At 48.6% G+C, this 17,275-nt stretch carries 20 protein-coding genes; 13 read left to right on the plus strand and 7 right to left on the minus strand.

The annotated features are described in order from the left end of the window. The first annotated feature begins 4 nt into the window (after positions 1-4). Positions 5-1,528, plus strand: coding sequence for an MFS transporter (locus ACLPHM_RS16275; protein WP_430222255.1), 1,524 nt, complete (start codon positions 5-7; stop codon positions 1,526-1,528). Between the two features lie 38 nt (positions 1,529-1,566). Here the strand turns inward: ACLPHM_RS16275 and ACLPHM_RS16280 are convergent, their stop codons facing one another. Beyond that, a complete protein-coding gene (locus tag ACLPHM_RS16280) occupies positions 1,567-2,292 on the minus strand; it encodes a riboflavin synthase subunit alpha (RefSeq protein WP_430222256.1) in 726 nt (241 codons plus the stop codon). Positions 2,293-2,435: 143 nt separating this feature from the next. Between ACLPHM_RS16280 and catB the strand changes: the two genes are divergently transcribed. Then, positions 2,436-3,092: a type B chloramphenicol O-acetyltransferase gene (gene catB, locus ACLPHM_RS16285; RefSeq protein WP_430222257.1), complete on the plus strand. Its 657-nt coding sequence runs from the start codon at positions 2,436-2,438 to the stop codon at positions 3,090-3,092. Between the two features lie 2 nt (positions 3,093-3,094). Here catB and ACLPHM_RS16290 read toward each other — a convergent pair whose 3' ends face one another. Continuing rightward, complete coding sequence (locus ACLPHM_RS16290) at positions 3,095-3,988, minus strand: LysR family transcriptional regulator (protein WP_430222258.1); 894 nt, start codon at positions 3,986-3,988, stop codon at positions 3,095-3,097. Positions 3,989-4,071: 83 nt separating this feature from the next. Here ACLPHM_RS16290 and ACLPHM_RS16295 point away from each other — a divergent pair, with 83 nt between their 5' ends. Then, positions 4,072-4,536, plus strand: coding sequence for a PACE efflux transporter (locus ACLPHM_RS16295; RefSeq protein WP_430222259.1), 465 nt, complete (start codon positions 4,072-4,074; stop codon positions 4,534-4,536). A 33-nt stretch (positions 4,537-4,569) separates the two neighbouring features. Here ACLPHM_RS16295 and ACLPHM_RS16300 read toward each other — a convergent pair whose 3' ends face one another. Continuing rightward, complete coding sequence (locus ACLPHM_RS16300) at positions 4,570-4,998, minus strand: NUDIX domain-containing protein (RefSeq protein ID WP_430222260.1); 429 nt, start codon at positions 4,996-4,998, stop codon at positions 4,570-4,572. Positions 4,999-5,028: 30 nt separating this feature from the next. Between ACLPHM_RS16300 and ACLPHM_RS16305 the strand changes: the two genes are divergently transcribed. After that, on the plus strand, positions 5,029-5,478 hold the full coding sequence (locus tag ACLPHM_RS16305) for a GNAT family N-acetyltransferase (RefSeq protein WP_430222261.1): 450 nt from the start codon (positions 5,029-5,031) through the stop codon (positions 5,476-5,478). Positions 5,479-5,549: 71 nt separating this feature from the next. After that, the gene (locus ACLPHM_RS16310; RefSeq protein ID WP_430222262.1) at positions 5,550-6,038 is read left to right on the plus strand and encodes a GNAT family N-acetyltransferase; all 489 of its coding nucleotides are present in this window, start codon (positions 5,550-5,552) and stop codon (positions 6,036-6,038) included. Positions 6,039-6,050: 12 nt separating this feature from the next. On the opposite strand, the gene ACLPHM_RS16315 is transcribed toward ACLPHM_RS16310, so the two are convergent. After that, positions 6,051-6,383 carry a hypothetical protein gene (locus ACLPHM_RS16315; RefSeq protein ID WP_430222263.1) on the minus strand — a complete coding sequence of 111 codons (333 nt, stop codon included), beginning with the start codon at positions 6,381-6,383 and terminating at the stop codon, positions 6,051-6,053. A gap of 305 nt (positions 6,384-6,688) precedes the next feature. Then, positions 6,689-7,204 (minus strand): hypothetical protein, encoded by a 516-nt coding sequence (locus ACLPHM_RS16320; RefSeq protein ID WP_430222264.1) that lies wholly within the window; start codon positions 7,202-7,204, stop codon positions 6,689-6,691. A 572-nt stretch (positions 7,205-7,776) separates the two neighbouring features. On the opposite strand from ACLPHM_RS16320, the gene ACLPHM_RS16325 reads away from it, so the two are divergent. From ACLPHM_RS16325 to ACLPHM_RS16360, 8 genes are all read left to right on the plus strand, one after another. Further along, positions 7,777-8,811 carry a TRAP transporter substrate-binding protein gene (locus ACLPHM_RS16325; protein WP_430222265.1) on the plus strand — a complete coding sequence of 345 codons (1,035 nt, stop codon included), beginning with the start codon at positions 7,777-7,779 and terminating at the stop codon, positions 8,809-8,811. Beyond that, complete coding sequence (locus ACLPHM_RS16330; RefSeq protein ID WP_430222266.1) at positions 8,808-10,688, plus strand: TRAP transporter large permease; 1,881 nt, start codon at positions 8,808-8,810, stop codon at positions 10,686-10,688. Before ACLPHM_RS16325 ends, ACLPHM_RS16330 begins: the two co-directional genes overlap by 4 nt. A 12-nt stretch (positions 10,689-10,700) precedes the next feature. Then, entirely contained in the window at positions 10,701-11,459 is a 759-nt protein-coding gene (locus tag ACLPHM_RS16335) for an SDR family NAD(P)-dependent oxidoreductase (protein WP_430222267.1), read from the plus strand. Positions 11,460-11,478: 19 nt separating this feature from the next. Further along, positions 11,479-12,648 (plus strand): acetyl-CoA acetyltransferase, encoded by a 1,170-nt coding sequence (locus ACLPHM_RS16340; protein WP_430222268.1) that lies wholly within the window; start codon positions 11,479-11,481, stop codon positions 12,646-12,648. A gap of 11 nt (positions 12,649-12,659) precedes the next feature. Then, positions 12,660-14,219: an acyl-CoA synthetase gene (locus tag ACLPHM_RS16345; protein WP_430222269.1), complete on the plus strand. Its 1,560-nt coding sequence runs from the start codon at positions 12,660-12,662 to the stop codon at positions 14,217-14,219. A gap of 113 nt (positions 14,220-14,332) precedes the next feature. Further along, complete coding sequence (locus ACLPHM_RS16350; protein WP_430222270.1) at positions 14,333-14,839, plus strand: PPC domain-containing DNA-binding protein; 507 nt, start codon at positions 14,333-14,335, stop codon at positions 14,837-14,839. Next, positions 14,836-15,252 carry a PPC domain-containing DNA-binding protein gene (locus ACLPHM_RS16355; protein WP_430222271.1) on the plus strand — a complete coding sequence of 139 codons (417 nt, stop codon included), beginning with the start codon at positions 14,836-14,838 and terminating at the stop codon, positions 15,250-15,252. The genes ACLPHM_RS16350 and ACLPHM_RS16355 overlap by 4 nt, the downstream gene beginning before the upstream one ends. A gap of 70 nt (positions 15,253-15,322) precedes the next feature. Continuing rightward, positions 15,323-16,240, plus strand: a complete 918-nt coding sequence (locus ACLPHM_RS16360; protein WP_430222272.1) for a LysR family transcriptional regulator — start codon at positions 15,323-15,325, stop codon at positions 16,238-16,240. A gap of 5 nt (positions 16,241-16,245) precedes the next feature. Here ACLPHM_RS16360 and ACLPHM_RS16365 read toward each other — a convergent pair whose 3' ends face one another. Beyond that, positions 16,246-16,581 (minus strand): SMR family transporter, encoded by a 336-nt coding sequence (locus tag ACLPHM_RS16365; RefSeq protein ID WP_430222273.1) that lies wholly within the window; start codon positions 16,579-16,581, stop codon positions 16,246-16,248. A 6-nt stretch (positions 16,582-16,587) separates the two neighbouring features. Next, on the minus strand, positions 16,588-17,130 hold the full coding sequence (locus ACLPHM_RS16370; protein WP_430222274.1) for a TetR/AcrR family transcriptional regulator: 543 nt from the start codon (positions 17,128-17,130) through the stop codon (positions 16,588-16,590). Between the last annotated feature and the right edge of the window lie 145 nt (positions 17,131-17,275).

The following is a 17,275-nucleotide window of genomic DNA, read 5'->3' on the forward strand; positions in this document are numbered from 1 at the left end:
AAGTATGCTGTCAGAAAACAGTGCAGTACCGTATCGCTATCGTTGGCTCACCTTGCTGGCGGTAGCCAGTGCGTTATTGTTGATTGTGGTGGATATTACGGTGTTGTACACCGCCTTGCCCTCCTTAAGCGCGGCGTTACACACTACCACCAGTGAAAAACTATGGATTGTGAACGCCTATTCCTTAGTGGTGGCTGGTTTGCTGTTGGGAATGGGCTCACTAGGGGATCACATCGGCCACCGTCGTATGTTTATGAGTGGCCTAACGGTATTTGGTTTGGCCTCGTTGTGGGCAGCGTTCTCACCGTCTTCCTTGATCTTAATTATTGCGCGTGCTGCTTTAGGGTTGGGGGCGGCCATGATGATGCCCGCGACATTAGCGATTATTCGCGATGTGTTTACGGATGAAAAAGAACGCTCGTTAGCGATTGGCGTGTGGTCATCCATTGCCGCCGGTGGTGCGGCGATGGGGCCAGTGGTGGGTGGTATGTTGTTGGAGTACTTTTGGTGGGGATCGGTGTTTCTCATCAATGTGCCCATTGTGGTGCTCACGTTGGTGGTGAGTCTTTGGGTAGTGCCCAAACACCAACCTGAGCCTACGCATAAAAAGTGGGATGGCTGCAGTTCATTGCTGGTGATGGTGGGCTTAATTGCTGCCGTCAGTGCATTGAAAGAAGCCGCTTTGCCTAACACCTCGTGGGCGTACTTTTGGGGCAGTGTGGTCATGGCATTTGTGTTTCTGGGGTGGTTTACTCACAGGCAACTGCATGGCCCGTATCCACTGCTCAGTTTCGCCATTTTTAAAAATCCGCTGTTTAGTGCAGGGGTGATTACAGCCTTCTTAAGCACCGTTACGCTGTCGGGTGTAGAGTTCGCCTTTACCCAACAGTTGCAGTTGGTGCTAGAGCATTCCCCTTTTAATGCGGCCTTGGTGCTGCTACCACTGCCTATCTCGTCCTTATTAGCCGGGCCCTTAAGTGGTTATGTGATGCGTTATCTGCCGTACCAACGCTTGTTGGTCGTGGCGGTGTTGCTGTCATTGGTGGGAATGACCTGCTTTGCTGTACTGCATGACATGGGGACGTGGCCACGCGCAGCCAGTTTGATTTTGCTTGGGTGTGGGCTAAGTGCGGCAATGACTACCGCGTCGTATGCGGTGTTAGAGCAAGCACCGGCGAATCAGGTGGGTATGGTGGGCTCACTAGAAGAAATCTCGTACGAACTAGGCGGTGCGATGGGGGTGGCCGTGATGGGCAGTGTAATGTCGGCGGTGTACAGCGCTTATATGCTGGCAACCGCCAACAGCATGAATTTGCCTAGCGCTGTGGATAGCTTGGATGAGGTGCGTTATTTGGTGGGCAGTATGCCTGCAGAATCGGCTCAACCATTGTTGCATGCTGCCTTGCAGGCCTTCGATAACGCATTTAACGTTGTATCGTGGTCGGCGGTGGGGATTATGGCAGCAGCACTGTTGATGGTATGGGGGTTGGTGCGGCAGTCTGAAAAAAAACATCCTGCCTCGTCATGATGGCAGGATGTTTGTAACCCTAGGTGGTATTGCGGTGCTTAGGGTTTGGTAGATTGGTTCAGGCGCTGTAACTGTTGGCTGAATAGTTGTTCTTCCAGCGAGATACCTTGGGACTGCAGCAGTTTTTCTAGCAACGGCTGCAAGCTGCCCAGACTTTCTTGAATACTGTCGCGAATGGTGTCTACCACGACCTGAGTACCGCGTTCGATTTCAATATTCACGGTGTCGTTCACGCCTTTGTCTTCTAGCGTGGTTACACGGCGGGTCTCAGGAATCAGCCAGACCTCAAACCAGTTTTCTTGTTTGTTGACCTCAGATACAGTCAGGCTGGCACCGTTAATCGCAATATAGCCTTTGGCAAAAATATAGCGACAGAACTCAGCCGGTACGCTGAAGCGTACTTGTTTGTTGTCATCAAAAATCTGGATGAGGTTGATGGTACCTACGAAATCCACGTGACCTGACAGCGGATGACCACCAATTTCAGCGCCATCTTTGGCAGCGCGCTCTACGTTGACCAAGGTACCTTCTTGGTACTGCGACAACGTGGTGATGTTCAGACTTTGCAGCATGACATCAAACGAGGCCATGGTGTCAGACAGTAATTCGGTAACGGTCAGACAGACGCCATCCACCGAGACGCTAGCGCCAATTTCCAGCCCTTCGCAGAAGCCGGCCGGAAACTCTAGTTCTAGAGTGCGTAGACCATTGTGATCTTTAAGGGTGGCAATGCGTGCTTTGCCTTGAACTATACCTGTGAACATAGCTAATAGGTGTGCAGAGAAAGAAATAGGAATACAGTAAGCGATTAGGGCTTAAAGACATTATTGTAGTCTACGCTAAAGCCCTAGGTATCAAAGCCGTATCCTCACAAGGGATAGGCGTAGATCATAGAGTAAAACACATTATGACGAATTATTTTGAAAGTCCTTTCCGAGGCAAACTGCTCTCGGAGCAAGTCACCAATCCCAATATCGAGGTGGGGCGTTACAGCTACTACTCTGGTTATTATCATGGGCACTCGTTTGATGATTGCGCCCGCTACTTGATGCCAGACCGCGACGATGTAGATAAGCTGCGCATTGGTGATTTTTGTTCCATAGGCAGTGGTGTGGCCTTCATGATGGCGGGTAATCAAGGCCACAGACACGATTGGGTATCGTCTTTTCCCTTTTTCTTTATGTCAGAAGAGCCTGCTTTTGCAGGGGCTGAAAATGCTTACGCACCAGCAGGGGACACCATTGTTGGAAACGATGTGTGGATAGGCACTGAAGCTTTAATCATGCCAGGGGTAGAGATAGGCCACGGTGCAGTGATAGCGAGCCGCGCCGTCGTGACTAAAAACGTAGAGCCCTACGGCGTGGTGGGCGGTAACCCTGCACGTCAGATTAAAAAACGTTTTCCCGACGATGTGGTTGAGCAATTGCTAGCAATAGCATGGTGGGATTGGTCATTAGAGCACTTGCAGGCATGTATGCCTTTACTGTGCACCAATGACGTTACAGGGCTCTATGCTTATTGGGAAGTCAACAAAGCCGCTATTAGGGCAACGTCAGTGCGCTAAGACTACGACAATACGCTGTGTTGGAAACGTTGTATCAGCCAATGCAAGGCAGGGCCTATATGCTTGCTTTGGCTGGTAATCACATCAATACGCACGCTTTGGTCTATGTCTCGCAGTTGAGTATCTAGCACCTCTAGTAGGGCAAGTTGATCTTTGTGTATAAAGTTGTCGTAGGCGTACTTAGACACAAAGGCCCAACCTATGTGATTCATCACCATTTGCATAGAGACCCAGTGGCTTTCCACGTACCATGATTCCAGCGATAACTTAAGCGTCTTTCGGCTCAAGCTGTGATTACGGCCTGAAATCAAAATCTGCCTGTGTTTGCGCAACTCATCCACCGTAATCGGAGAAACACCACGCAACGGGTGTTCTAGTCCGCATACCAGTACCAGCGGTACGCTGCCTATGGGGGTAAAACGCAGACTATCGCGGCTGGGGGATTGTCGCCATGACACGCCTATGTCTACGATACCTTGCTCCACTAAGTCTTCTACATCGTCCATCAACGGGAAGTAGATTTCTACCTCGGTGTGCGGAAAGTGCAGAGAAAACTCACGCAATAAAATGGCAACTAAGGATTCAGGAAAGATCTCGTCTATGGCCAGCACCACACGGCTTTCATGCTGCTTTTCAAAGCTGTGCACCATTTGTATTAGGTGTTGGCGGCGCTGCAAAATGAACTCAGCTTCTTGGTAGATCTTTTCGCCTTCAGGTGTCAGCGTGGGAATGCGCGTGCTGCGATCAAACACCTGTACACCTAGGTCTGCTTCTAGGTTAGCGATGTGTGTGCTGATCACCGATTGTGAGCGCCCAGCTTGTTTAGCCGCTTGCGAGAACGATCCTGCTTGTACGGCCCATACCAGAGCTTGTAGTTGATCAATGGATAGATTCATATATCGGTTAAAGCGATGGTTATCAACTTGGTAGAGGTAAAGCCTGCGTGTATAACATAAGCTTTGCTGTATAACGTGGATCGATGATGCAAGCCAGAAGTTTAGCCGACCGTATCAGGCATGCCCTGATGTTTGAAGCCATAGCATTGATGCTATTTATTCCCATTTTTACGTACTTCTTGGGGTACTCTATCGCCTCTATGGGCGTGGTGGGAATGGTATCATCCATTGTGGCCACACTTTGGAATTTTGTTTATAACATCCTTTACGATAAAGTGATGTACCGTTTGCGCGGTAAATTAGATAAAACCGTAAAAGATCGTGTGCTACACGCTATATTATTTGAGTTCGGTTTATTGTTTTTGCTAATACCTTTTATTTCTTGGTATTTGAATATAACAATCATAAAAGCATTGATTATGGATTTATGGATTGTGGCGTTTTATTTGTTTTTCGCCTTTTTCTTTAATCTACTTTATGACCGAGTTTTCAGGGCGCAGCGGCATCAAGCGTTGGTGGCAAGTGTAGAAACACAGGCGGCAGAGTAAATATCAAACAGGGGCTATATAGCCCCTGTGGTGTTATGCCTGTTTGGTAGGTGGTGCTTCGTTGTAGTAGGTGTAGGCAGCAACCGCTTGTTGAGTCGCTTGTGTTAACGGAGTGGGTAGATTATCAAGGGGAAACCAACCCAGTTCAGCGTGTTTTTCGGGCTCTTGTAGATGGGCTTCACCAAGGTAGGATGTCGCCAAATACACGCCAGCTAACCAATGCTCATTGCGCTCACTATCAAAGTGGTTCACGTTCACCAACAAGTAGAGTGATGTCAGTTGCAGGCCTGTTTCTTCTAGGGTCTCTCGTGTGACAGCATCTTCAATTTTTTCCATCCAATCTATTTTTCCACCAGGAATTCCCCAATGATTAGATTCTGGGTTTTTCTTTCTTTTTAATAGTAAAATATTATTGTTGTTGATAATGACAGCGCCGCAGGCTGCTTGTATATTTTTTGACATGGTAAATGAAAATTTATTCACAGGTTTTTAATGATTCATTATAGAACAGCTATTGCTTCTGATGCTGATCAATGCATAGAGATTCGTGGTCTAACGCGTGAAAACGCATTCTCGCGTGACGAGTTAGCCGAGTTGGGGATCACACCCCAAACATGGGCTGAGGGTATAGAAAACGGCGAGTCTTTTGGCTATGTGTGTTTGGACGACCAACACATGGTGGGTTACTGCTTTGGCGAGCTTGCGCAAGGCGAAGTACTGGTGTTGGCGTTGTTGCCCGAGTATGAAAACCAAGGCATAGGTAAGCATTTGCTGAGTTTGGTCATGCAAGATATGAAAAGCGCTGGTGTAGACAGGCTTTTCCTTAGTTGTGCTGCCGATGCACAGGTTAGGTCTTATGGCTTTTATCGATACTTGGGCTGGTGCTCTACGGGTGAATTCGATGACGCAGGCGACGAGATTTTGGAGTATCGTTGGGAGTAAATCACGTCATACATACAGCGGTCACCTCTATAGAACACACTATATAAAACGTCCACCATCAAGGAAAAGCCATGCTGAATAGTATTTTGGTTGTGCCAAATACCTCTCATTGGGCGACTTTTATTGCGCTATACCAAGAGTATCTGGATCAAAACTGGGCGGGTGAGCAATGCGATGCGGATCTACTGATTCAGCGTTATGCAGAAGGTCCTAGGGCATTTTTATTGCTGTGTGATGATAGGGTGCCCGTAGGGTTTGCCAACGTGTGGGTAGACACACAGAATCCCGATGTGGCGAACGTTGCCGAATTCTACATACGGCCATTGTCGCAACGACAAGGGTATGGGCGTTTGTTATGGGGGCATATTTTGCGCTGGACGGGCGAGAAAGCCGTACAGGCCGTACACCTAGAGACTGATGTACATAAAGAACCAGCTAACCACTTTTGGCGCGCCTTAGGGTTCAAAAAAATCAGTGCCGATGAAATGCGTGTGCAGTATGCACGCGATTGGCACGAGTTGTGGCAAGTTCAGGAAGCAGCACAGCGTGCCGCTTCCTGAGCACTCAACGAATTACTTCATTTTAGCCAATTCGTCGCACATTTCTTTTTTCTGTTCAGCAGTCGCACCAGCGATCTGCTCTTTACCTTGGCTGAAGCCAGAGTCGAAAGCTGTGTTGAAATCAGCTTCGGAAACGCCCATTTCTTTCAGTGCAACCATTTGTTGGGATTTCATTTCAGCCAACTCAGAGCTGGAGTACGTACCGCATGTTTCAGCAGCAGCGTGCATTACACCGCCCAATTCTGCCAAACCAACCATGGTTTGTGCATCTTGTGCAGCTGCAGGGCTCAACATAGCCAGGCTCAGAGCACCAGCAGTCACAGCTTGGGAAACGATTTTCAACATAAGAATTCTCAATAAGCAGGGAAAATTAGAAGTATACGGTGACGCGTTATATACAGGGGAGTAAACCGTGTTTTTGCTGCATATATAACACGGCAGAGATGTTAAATATTGTGAGTAATGTGGCACTGAGCAATTTTTATGCAGTGCGCATACACACGCGTATTTATTCGCATTGGACAGAGTGTTAGCAGGCTGTCCCCATACTTATGCACATATACAGTGGATAACACCGTAAGTGAAAAAAAGCGCCCTGAGCATTACAGGAATGTCAGGGCGTGCAGAGGAAAGAAACTCACTTATGGTAATTATGCATTAGCGTGATTCTGTTGGCCGAAATAGGCCACGGCAGCTTTCTTTTCACGGCTTGAAATAGGGTAGGCCATAACCACCCATTTGCCGTTTGATGTTGCCTCTTTGGTGGGACGGATAATGTTGTTGCCGCTTGGCATGTAGGCCACTAAACAGCCTATCAGTACGCCAATCAGCAAGAAAACACAGATAGAACCTAACAATGCTGTGGGTGCTTCATGCACGAACATAGGGATCTTGGAGTAATACAGCATGGCCCAGAACACAACGCCTACTAGCACCCCTAAAACGGCTGACCAAATGTGCGCCGAAATAGCCGCTTGTCCCATGTGGGTGTATTCATTTTTAAGCTTGGCTTCCAAGGCGGGGTCGTTGGGTTCAACCACAATGACTCGGGTAGAGTCGTCAGACAAAATATGAGATAGCTCTTTGACTGCTTGTTCAGCGCTGTCCCCCGATGGAAAAATCCCCATGGTCTTACTGGCCGAGCGCAAATTTTTGGTTTTTTTCATCTTTACCCCCCAAGGTGAAGCACGTCATAGTGCCTATGTAAAACGGTAGATTACATGCAGTCTAGGCAATAAATCTCGTAATTTGAGAACAGGATAGACGGAGGTTCACTGCCATTCGTTGACTTGGCTCAACATCGCTCTGGATTTGATAACTAAAGCATAAACTATTGATTTAGAGCAAAAAAATTTGGTTCCAAATGCTAGTCGTGTGTCTAGATGTAGGTTGTGCACAGCTACTGTGCATAAGCTTGGGGATAGTCTGATGACATCTGTCACAAAGCACGGAATCAAGCCTGTCTTGCAAGGGTGGGTAAAAATTGCTCAGAAGCAAATTACGGTTAGGTCAACCGGTTTATCCCTTGGTACAGGGTATGCCCTTAGATGGCGTAGCGCGCATGAATTAAGGGCTGTCATAGGTTAGCTAAGCTTACTTATAAAGCAAAATTTATCGTTTGTTAGCCCTATGTTTCGCGGGCAATATAGTCTCGTTCATAAATTATAAAAACGCAGACTTCGCCTCTTAAAACATTATTTATTGAAGTCTGTTTCCCCATCCTCAAGGAGGAGACAAAATGAGTAACGTTACGCGTAGACATTTCATTAAGGCTGGCTCTTTATTCACCGCCGCAACGGTTTTGGGGGCAGGTTACACCCAGCCTGCATGGGCCAATAAACGCCCTAAATTCCGACTGAAGTACGCTAATAATCTGCCTATTAGCCACCCAATGAACATACGGGCTAAAGAAATGGTAGAAGCCATCGCTGCAGAATCCGATGGTGAAATCGAAATCCGTATTTATCCCAGCAGCCAGTTGGGGAACGATACCGACACCTTGGCACAAATCCGTTCTGGTGCGGTAGATTTCTTTATGCTGTCCCCCATTATTTTGGGTTCGTTGATCACCAATACACAAATCTCTGGGGTAGGTTTTGCCTTCCAGAATTACGATCAAGTGTGGGGCGCGATGGATGGCGATTTGGGTGCTGCCGTACGTCAAACCATCGAAGACAACTCGTCATTGATGGCGTTTGAAAAAATCTGGGATAACGGCTTCCGAATCATCACGACCAGCAATAAAGCCATCTACACACCAGAAGACTTAGTAGGGCTGAAATTACGTGTACCACCAAGCCCATTGTGGACATCTATGTTCCGAGGCTTTGATGCGGCACCTACTACCATTAACTTCGCTGAAACCTATTCAGCATTGCAAACCAAAATTGCGGATGGGCAAGAAAACCCCATTACCTTGGTAGAGAGCGCCAAGTTGTACGAAGTACAAAAATACTTATCGGTTACCAACCACATGTGGGATGGTTTCTGGTTCTTGGCCAATAAAAACAAGTTCAGAAGTCTGCCTGACGATGTACAAGCCCTCATTCAAAAACATGCGAATCAAGCGGCCATGAATGAGCGTGCTGATCTGGTGCAATTGTCCTTGAACATCAAAGACACGTTAGAGGGCCAAGGCATGGTCTTTAACGATGTAGATTCAGGCCCATTCCGTGACAAGCTCAGACAAGCGGGCTTCTACGAAGAATGGCACAAAACCTTTGGCAATGAATTGTGGGGCATCCTAGAAAGCGCGGTAGGGAGCCTGTCATGAGTGCGGGGGCCGAGATCATGCCAGTGCCCACTACCTACTCATTCAAACACGGTTTCTTAGCATTCAAAACGGCAGTCATGCGTGCTGTTGAAGCATTAGCCGTTGCATTGTTGCTGGTCGAATCGTTGATCCTGTTTGTGAGCGTGGTGTTTCGCTATTTCCTGCATAGCCCATTGGTATGGTCCGATGAGCTAGCGCAATCCCTTTTTATCTGGCTGTGCATGATGGGGGCGGTAGTGGCTTTAAACCGCTCTGAACATATGCGCTTAACAGCCGTGGTGAGTCGTTTGTCAGAGTCCAACCGGGCGTGGCTAGAAACCTTTGGTTTGATGGTGGTGTTGGTGTTTGCCTGTTTGCTACTAGAGCCAGGGATGACACACGCCTCTGAGCAAATGGCCGTGACATCGCCTGCGTTAAATGTGCCTGATGGCTTTAGAGCATCAGCCATTCCCGTAGGCTTTGGGTTGGTTGTGTTTATTGCTGTAGCACAGTTGATAGAACGTTCCTCGGTAGTACGGGTATTGGCATCAGCAGCAGTAATAGGGGTGATCTGGTATGCCATCGATTACTTCGCCTATGACTTGTACGACTTGGGCAATTTGAACTTGGTATTGTTCTTTGTGGTGATGTTAGGTGCTGCGGTCATTTGCGGTATTCCCATCGCATTTGCCTTCGGTATTTCCACTTTGGCGTATGTGGTGCATGTGGCCGAAGTACCTAGCATGATCATTGTGAGTCGCATCGATGAAGGTGTGTCGCACATGGTGCTGCTTTCAGTGCCACTGTTCATCTTCTTGGGCGCGTTATTACAGCTAAGCGGTATGGCTAAAGTATTGATCGACTTTATGTCGTCCTTGCTTGGGCACGTACGTGGCGGTTTGAACTACGTTCTGCTAGGGGCCATGTTCTTGGTGTCTGGTATTTCAGGGTCTAAAGTGGCAGACATGGCGGCTGTAGCGCCAGCGCTATTTCCCGAAATGAAAAAACGTGGTGCGGACGAGCATGAATTAGCCGCATTGCTGTCTGCCACCGGAGCGATGACGGAAACCATTCCGCCTAGCTTGGTCTTGATCACCGTAGGGGCGGTATGTGGTGTATCTATTAGCGCCCTGTTCATTGGCGGGTTGTTACCAGCTTTTGTATGTACGGTGGCCATTGCTTTGGTGTGTGCGTACAAAGCGCGCAAGATTGATCTCAAAGGCGTGAAAAAAGCACCGATGGGCCAAGTAATGCGTACATTGTTGTACGCATTACCGGTCATTTTCTTGCCTATCTTGATTCGTTTCTGCGTGGTGAATGGCATTGCGACGGCAACCGAAGTGGCGGCCATCGGGATTGTCTATGTGATTGCCTATGCGCTCATCATGCAGCACATCACGCGCTCACTGGATTTTTCCAATACGTACAAGTTGTTGGTAGAAGCGTGTTCGCTGTCGGGTGCCATTTTGCTGATTATTGGTGCAGCAACCGCCATGGCATGGGCCCTCACTCAATCTGGATTCTCGTCGTACTTGGTAGATCACCTGACCAATATGCCAGGTGGCGCAGTGGGCTTCCTGCTGGTCAGTATTGCCGTGTTTATTTTGTTGGGCAGCATGTTGGAAGGTATTCCCGCCATTGTGCTATTTGGCCCCTTGGTGTTTCCAGCGGCGCAGTCCCTAGGTATTCATGATGTGCATTACGCCATCGTCATCATTCTTTCTATGGGTATAGGTCTGTTTGCACCACCACTAGGAATTGGTTTTTATGCGGCCAGCGCGATCAGCAAAGTGAATGCTGATCACGTGATGCCAAAAAGTTGGACATACCTCGCAGTGCTGTTGGTAACCACCATCTTCATTGCCTTGGTGCCCTGGATTTCCATCGGTTTTTTGTAATGGATGAATAGCATGATGAATCAAAAATTAGCAGTGATCACAGGTGGTGGGAACGGCATAGGCAGCTCCATTGTGGAGGCCTTTGCCACCAACGGGTATATCACCGTCATTTCCGATATTAACGAAGAAGGGTCATTGCTGTTGCAAGAGCGTTTACGAGCGCAGGGCGGCACCGTAGATTTCTACAAACTCGACGTAGGTTCCGAAGAACAAATTGCGGGGTTGTTTGATTATCTAGATCGTGAGTACGGGCGTTGTGATGTGCTGGTAAATAACGCCGGAATTGCCAAAACCATTCCTTACTTGGAATACCCCAAAGAGCATTGGGATTTGGTCATGCGCGTCAACGTTACCGGCCCGTTTTTGCTGTCGCAGTATGCGGGCAGGCTCATGAAAAAGAACGGCTGGGGGCGCATTATTAATCTGGCGTCTATCAGCGGTGAAATTGCTAGCTTTGGGCGTGCTGCCTATGGTACTTCCAAAGCCGCTGTATATGGCCTGACCCGACAAATGGCCATTGAGCTGTCCGAGTACGGCATCACAGCCAATGGTATTTCTCCAGGCCCTATTGAGACCCCGCTTACGCAAGTGTTGCACAGCGATGAGGCGCGTAAAGCCTATACCGATCGTGTGCCCATGGGGCGTTATGGCAGCAGTAATGAAATCGCAGCCGCTGTGCTGTTTTTAGCCTCGGAAGGGGCGTCGTATATCAATGGACATGTGTTGCCGGTGGATGGTGGTTTCCTGGCTTCAGGTGTGTTGCAACCTTAATGTGTAGGGTGATGTGGTAATGATTAATGCTTCTATATCAGGCTGGGCTCATAGCAAGTTTGGCAAATTGGATAATCTGGATGTTGAGCGCACCATTGCAGAAATGGCGGCTCAAGCGGTAGAGCATGCCGGGCTAGACTGGGAAGACATAGACTCCGTACATATTGGGCATTTCAATGGCGGGTTCTTGTATCAAGACTTCCCGTCTTCGCTGATTTTTAATCAAGTGCCAGCGCTGCGTTTTCGTCCTGCCGTGCGCGTAGAAAACGCATGTGCTACCGGTTCAGCGGCCGTGCACTCCGGGCTGGATGCGGTGCGTTCTGGTAAAAGCAAACATGCTTTGGTTATAGGCTACGAGAAGATGAACACGCTGCCTACCGCTGAAGTGGGCAAGGTGTTATTGAAGTGCTCGTATGCCGAAGAAGAGGCCGCAGTAGAGGGTGGTTTTGCAGGCGTCTTTGGCCACATTATTGCCAAGACGTATTTCGATCGCTATGGCGATCAACTGGATGCCTTGGCCTCTATTGCCGCTAAGAACCATGCTAATGGCGTACATAATCCCTACGCACATTTGCGTAAAGATTTTGGCTACGAATTTTGCCGACAAGAGTCTGAAAAGAACCCTTATGTGGCAGGCAAACTAAAACGTACCGATTGTTCAATGGTGTCCGACGGTGTGGCAGCGATGGTGATTAGCAATAGGCACTACACGCCTAATCATGCCAACCGTGTGGATTTTCTTGGTGTGGCGCACGTGAATGATTACTTACCGCTTAGTAAGCGCGATCCTATTGCCTTTGAGGGCGCACGTTTAGCGTGGCAACAAGCGCTTTCAGCAGCGGGGCTGCGTATTGGTGATTTATCGTTTGTAGAAACCCACGACTGCTTCACGATTGCTGAGCTTATTGAGTACGAAGTGATGGGTTTGGCTGAGCCTGGTCAAGGTGCTCGCATCATTTTGGATGGTGTCAGTCGCAAAGATGGTGCGTTGCCTATTAATCCGTCTGGCGGTCTGAAATCCAAAGGGCACCCCATCGGCGCAACAGGCGTGTCCATGCACGTGATGGCAGCCATGCAGCTTACCGGTCAAGCGGGTGATATGCAGTTACCGCATGCGGATATGGCGGGTGTGTTCAATATGGGTGGGGCTGCTGTGGCGAACTACGTCAGCCTACTAGGGTGTAACTAAGAGGGTAGAACATGCTGTCCACAGTTAAAAACCTTGGGTCTTTATTAACGGATGTCAGCCGCCGCTTGCCGCATGAGCCGGCGTATCTACAAGGTACGCAGCACTATAGCTGGCAAGAGTTAAATGCGCGTGTTGATGCCATGGCACATGCGTTGCAGCAATTAGGCGTAGGACATGGCGACAAAATTCTGGTGCATGCTAAAAATCGCATCCAACTGTTTGAAAGTTGCTGGGTAGCGTTTAAATTGGGTGCGGTATGGGTGCCTACCAATGTGCGCATTACCGAACATGAAATCAGCTATTTGGCAGAGCACAGTCGTGCCAGTGTCATCATTTACGACGAAGGCTTTGATTCACATGTACAGGCCTGCCGAGATGCATCCTCCAGCTTGCAGCATGTGATTGCTATAGGTGATGCCAAAGCGGGCGAGCTAAGCTACGACACTTTGCTCAGTAGTCACAGGCAGGACGGCGAGTTTGAAGCCGCCGAGGTGCAGTACGACGATCCGTTGTGGTTCTTTTATACCTCTGGCACAACGGGTATGCCCAAAGCCGGTATTTTGACGCATGGTCAAATGGCATTTGTGATCACCAATCACTTGGCTGACCTAATGCCGGGCTTAACGCATCAGTCTCGTTCGTTGGTGGTGGCTCCGCTTTCGCATGGTGCGGGTATTCATGCGTTGGTTAACGTGGCTCGAGGGGCCGCTAGTGTGGTGCCTGCCAGCAGCAAGTTAGAACCTGAAGAAGTCTGGTCATTGGTAGAAAAATACGGTGTGGACAACATGTTCACTGTACCTACTATCGTGAAAATTCTTACCGAGCACGAGTCTGTAGATCGCTATAACCACAGCTCGCTGAAATATGTCATCTATGCGGGTGCTCCCATGTACCGCAGTGACCAGAAGCATGCCCTGAAAAAATTAGGCAAGGTACTGGTGCAATATTATGGTCTGGGTGAAGTCACCGGCAACATCACGGTATTGCCGCCACACTTGCATGACCTAGACGACACACCAGATGCTCGAGTCGGCACCTGCGGTTATGCGCGTACTGGCATGGAAGTTGCGATTCTAGATGAACAAGGTCGCCGATTACCGCCTTTTGAAACGGGCGAGATTTGCGTGCGCGGGCCAGCGGTATTCAAGGGCTATGACAACAATGACAAAGCCAATGCGGAAGCCTTTAAGTTTGGGTGGTTTCATACCGGTGACATAGGCCATATGGATGCACAGCAATTTTTGTACATCACAGGGCGTCATTCCGACATGTATATCTCGGGTGGCTCTAATGTGTACCCACGCGAAATCGAAGAAGTGTTCCTCACCCACGAACACATTTCCGAGATCGCCGTTTTGGGTGTTCCTGACGAGAAATGGGGGGAAGTTGGTGTAGCTGTGATTGTGCCTAAAAATGGTACTACCTTAGACACTGAGCAAATGCAAAGCTTCATTCAGGGGAGGATTGCGCGCTATAAGCAGCCTACCTATTACTACTTTTGGGAAAACATGCCCAAGTCTGGGTATGGCAAGATCGTTAAAAAAGAAATACGGAAAATGCTGTCCTACTGATGGTATGTAGGCAGCTAAAGCTGTGCAGCCCACAAGGCTGCTCAGCTTTATAAAGTATGACACGTACTTGTTTATGCCGGGTTGATAATCTCAGCACCGGAGGAGGAGTTGCCATGTTACAAAGCCGTGCTTTGACAGCCGCTGCGTATGGGGAAAAAGAGTTTCTTCTTCATATACCTGAAGGGCAGAACATCAGTCAGGCCATACAGGAGCAATTACAGCAGGCACAACACATACGTTTTGCCTTGTTATCTTTCCAGCCTGGCTATTTAGAAAGCGGGGTATGCCACACAGCTCCACCTGATAGCGCAGGAAAATTTATTGTGAAATATGGTGCTGGCCACGAGTTTGGGCCATGTGTGTTATTGGCGGGTGATGCAGTATTGGGTGAAGACCAGTACGGTTTACCGCTGGTGCATTGTCATGGTTGCCTAATTGAACAATCCAGCCAAACCACCTTTGGCGGCCATCTAGATTTATCGCGTTGTGTGGTCGGTAAACAAGGCTTGTCCGTGCAAGTATTAGTGACGGCAGAGATAGGTTTTGTAGCCAAAAAAGACAGTACTTCCCAGATGCATGTGTTTCATCCATCCGTAGTCTCGGTGGAGGCTAGGGCATGACGACACAACTCTTACAGGGTGAGCCAGGGCGCATCGTAAAGGCCAGACTGCAATGCAATGACGATCTTGTGTTGGGCATAGAAGATATTTGTGCTCACTACAAGATGGATCATGTGCTGGTGAAGGGTGGGCTGGGTAGCTTATTCAGGGCGCAGTTATTAGTGAATGAGCCCGGCGATGAAAACGCTGCACCCATTGATATTACGGGCTATGCCGTAGAGTTATTGACCCTGCGTGGTGAAGTGACACACAACGGTTCTCAGCCCGAAGCCAAACTGTTTGGCATGGTGGCCGATAACCAAGGGGTAGTCTATTCAGGCAGGTTTGTACGTGCTGAAGCACCTGTGTGCATTACCGTGGAATTGGTGCTGCAAGAGTGGCTATCACACGAGAGGGAGGCGTTATATAGGTGATATTGGCATCTGTGTAGCAGCAGGCTGTACCACTAGCATTAGCCATTTTGGCATTGAAGGTGGTGTCAGCATGGCGACAATGCGTATTTCAAGCTATTTAAGCGGGTTAGAGATTTTTGAGGTTGCGGCGAGAATGGAGTCATTCAAGCTGGCGGCGGAGGAGCTGTTTCTGTCTCCTAGCGCTGTCAGCCAAGCCATACGCAAACTTGAAGAGGATCTCAATGTAGAGCTATTTAGCCGTCAGGGCAGGGCGTTAGCCTTGACGGCTGATGGCCGTATGTTATTGCAGGCTGTGGAAAAAGGTCTGCGTGAAATCCGTGATGGGATTAGGGGCGTCACCGCAGCAGACGAAGGTTTGGTGCGTATTTATAGCTCCCCTACGTTCTGCAGCAAAATTATTAACCCAGCACTACAAAACTACATGAAGACCAGCGATGAGTCGGTGAGTTTTGCCGTCATCAGTGAGTACATTCCCAATACAGACCGGTTTAGAGAGTTTGATATTGCGGTACTGTATGGCGAATCGTTTATGGAGAAAAAAGGGGTAGAGCGTTTGGGTATCAATACCTTGATGCCGTACTGTGCACCCGCCTTAGCGAAGAAAATTCATCATCCTCGTGATGTGCTGAAGTTCCCACTGATTTTTAACGATAACCAAGAAGTAGATTGGGCAGATTGGTTTAGAGTGAATGGCATCGAAGACTTTAACTTTCGTAACGCCATTCACTTCAACAGCGGTATACAGGCCATACAAAGTGCTAAAGAGGGGATGGGTTTTTACGTAGAGTGTGAGCGCATCGTCAAATACGAGGTAGAGACGGGTTTATTGCTAAGCCCCTTTCAGGGCAAGGCTCAACCGGTACTACGTCATTTGTATTCTATGTATGTAGCGAAGAATAAAAGCCAACATAAAACCATACAGGATTTGGTGGCTGTGATTGAGCGGGCGTATGGGCAACTGTCCGACCATTCCACGGTAGCCATGTAGCGCCGTTAGTGCGCAGCACTCTTAGAAAACACATTCACAATGATGACGCCAGCAATAATCAGCGACAAGCCTATTAGTGCTGGCATATCCAGAGTTTGTTTGTGAATGAACCAACCTGCTAACGAAATCAGCACAATGCCCACGCCGGACCATATGGCATACGCAATGCCAGTAGGGATACTTTTCAGCGTCAGAGACAAGCAATAAAAAGCGATGGCGTAACCCACTAGCGTAATGATGCTGGGCATCAAACGAGTAAAGCTGGCTGAGGATTTCAAGGCGGTGGTGGCGATCACTTCGGCAACGATAGCAATGGCCAAAGGTACGTAGGGGGATGACATGGGAACTTACTCGGTAAGGGAGAGAATCTCGTCTAGGGCGTCGTGTACATGGTCCATATGGTGATGAGGGCCTATCACTAAGCTGTACCACAGGCCGTCTGCAAATAACCTACAGGCTAATTGTTTGCCTGGATCCAGTGAGTCTGCTTGGGAAATTTGTTCTAGGCTATGTTGCCATCGGGCTTGGTAATTTGCGTTGCTGACAGCAAGCAATACCAAGGTTTGCCCCCACAGCTTTTCTTCATCGCCACTGCGACTGGCTGCGATCACATAGGCACGTATATGGCGGGCAGGGCCTGCCGGCTCTTGTGCCAAGGCATCGTTATAGAGTTCCTCAAAGCCTTCATACACATGATCAAACAGCGCATCCAATAAATCTTGTTTGGTGCGGAAATGATGTTGCAACCCGCCTTTGGAGATATCCAGTTGGGCAAGCACTTTTTCTTGTGTGAGCGCAGCAAGACCTTCGCTAAGCAGCACGTGTTGAGTGGCTTTTAGAATCTTGGCACGCAGCACTTCTGGTTGTTTGGGGCGATTTATTTTACTCATAACAATCCGTCTAGATGGATTGTTATTGTAGCACTGAGTATTCCAAAATGGAGTTGTTGTTGTTGTTGTTGTTGTTGTTGTTGTTGTTGTTGTTGTTGTTGTTGTTGTTGTTAGGAGGAGGAGGAGGTGGTGGTGGTGGTGGTGG

The organism is Paenalcaligenes sp. Me131, assembly GCF_050487225.1.
GTDB lineage: Bacteria > Pseudomonadota > Gammaproteobacteria > Burkholderiales > Burkholderiaceae_B > Paenalcaligenes.

Excerpts from the sequence above, each read along its gene's own strand:
- ACLPHM_RS16340 (WP_430222268.1), top strand. The coding sequence starts at position 11,479 with ATGATTAATGCTTCTATATCAGGCTGGGCTCATAGCAAGTTTGGCAAA.
- ACLPHM_RS16345 (WP_430222269.1), top strand. The coding sequence starts at position 12,660 with ATGCTGTCCACAGTTAAAAACCTTGGGTCTTTATTAACGGATGTCAGC.
- ACLPHM_RS16350 (WP_430222270.1), top strand. The coding sequence starts at position 14,333 with ATGTTACAAAGCCGTGCTTTGACAGCCGCTGCGTATGGGGAAAAAGAG.
- ACLPHM_RS16300 (WP_430222260.1), bottom strand. The coding sequence starts at position 4,998 with ATGTCAAAAAATATACAAGCAGCCTGCGGCGCTGTCATTATCAACAAC.
- ACLPHM_RS16330 (WP_430222266.1), top strand. The coding sequence starts at position 8,808 with ATGAGTGCGGGGGCCGAGATCATGCCAGTGCCCACTACCTACTCATTC.
- ACLPHM_RS16295 (WP_430222259.1), top strand. The coding sequence starts at position 4,072 with ATGATGCAAGCCAGAAGTTTAGCCGACCGTATCAGGCATGCCCTGATG.
- ACLPHM_RS16365 (WP_430222273.1), bottom strand. The coding sequence starts at position 16,581 with ATGTCATCCCCCTACGTACCTTTGGCCATTGCTATCGTTGCCGAAGTG.
- ACLPHM_RS16290 (WP_430222258.1), bottom strand. The coding sequence starts at position 3,988 with ATGAATCTATCCATTGATCAACTACAAGCTCTGGTATGGGCCGTACAA.
- ACLPHM_RS16355 (WP_430222271.1), top strand. The coding sequence starts at position 14,836 with ATGACGACACAACTCTTACAGGGTGAGCCAGGGCGCATCGTAAAGGCC.
- ACLPHM_RS16360 (WP_430222272.1), top strand. The coding sequence starts at position 15,323 with ATGGCGACAATGCGTATTTCAAGCTATTTAAGCGGGTTAGAGATTTTT.
- ACLPHM_RS16315 (WP_430222263.1), bottom strand. The coding sequence starts at position 6,383 with ATGTTGAAAATCGTTTCCCAAGCTGTGACTGCTGGTGCTCTGAGCCTG.
- ACLPHM_RS16335 (WP_430222267.1), top strand. The coding sequence starts at position 10,701 with ATGATGAATCAAAAATTAGCAGTGATCACAGGTGGTGGGAACGGCATA.
- catB (WP_430222257.1), top strand. The coding sequence starts at position 2,436 with ATGACGAATTATTTTGAAAGTCCTTTCCGAGGCAAACTGCTCTCGGAG.
- ACLPHM_RS16320 (WP_430222264.1), bottom strand. The coding sequence starts at position 7,204 with ATGAAAAAAACCAAAAATTTGCGCTCGGCCAGTAAGACCATGGGGATT.
- ACLPHM_RS16325 (WP_430222265.1), top strand. The coding sequence starts at position 7,777 with ATGAGTAACGTTACGCGTAGACATTTCATTAAGGCTGGCTCTTTATTC.
- ACLPHM_RS16305 (WP_430222261.1), top strand. The coding sequence starts at position 5,029 with ATGATTCATTATAGAACAGCTATTGCTTCTGATGCTGATCAATGCATA.
- ACLPHM_RS16370 (WP_430222274.1), bottom strand. The coding sequence starts at position 17,130 with ATGAGTAAAATAAATCGCCCCAAACAACCAGAAGTGCTGCGTGCCAAG.
- ACLPHM_RS16280 (WP_430222256.1), bottom strand. The coding sequence starts at position 2,292 with ATGTTCACAGGTATAGTTCAAGGCAAAGCACGCATTGCCACCCTTAAA.
- ACLPHM_RS16310 (WP_430222262.1), top strand. The coding sequence starts at position 5,550 with ATGCTGAATAGTATTTTGGTTGTGCCAAATACCTCTCATTGGGCGACT.
- ACLPHM_RS16275 (WP_430222255.1), top strand. The coding sequence starts at position 5 with ATGCTGTCAGAAAACAGTGCAGTACCGTATCGCTATCGTTGGCTCACC.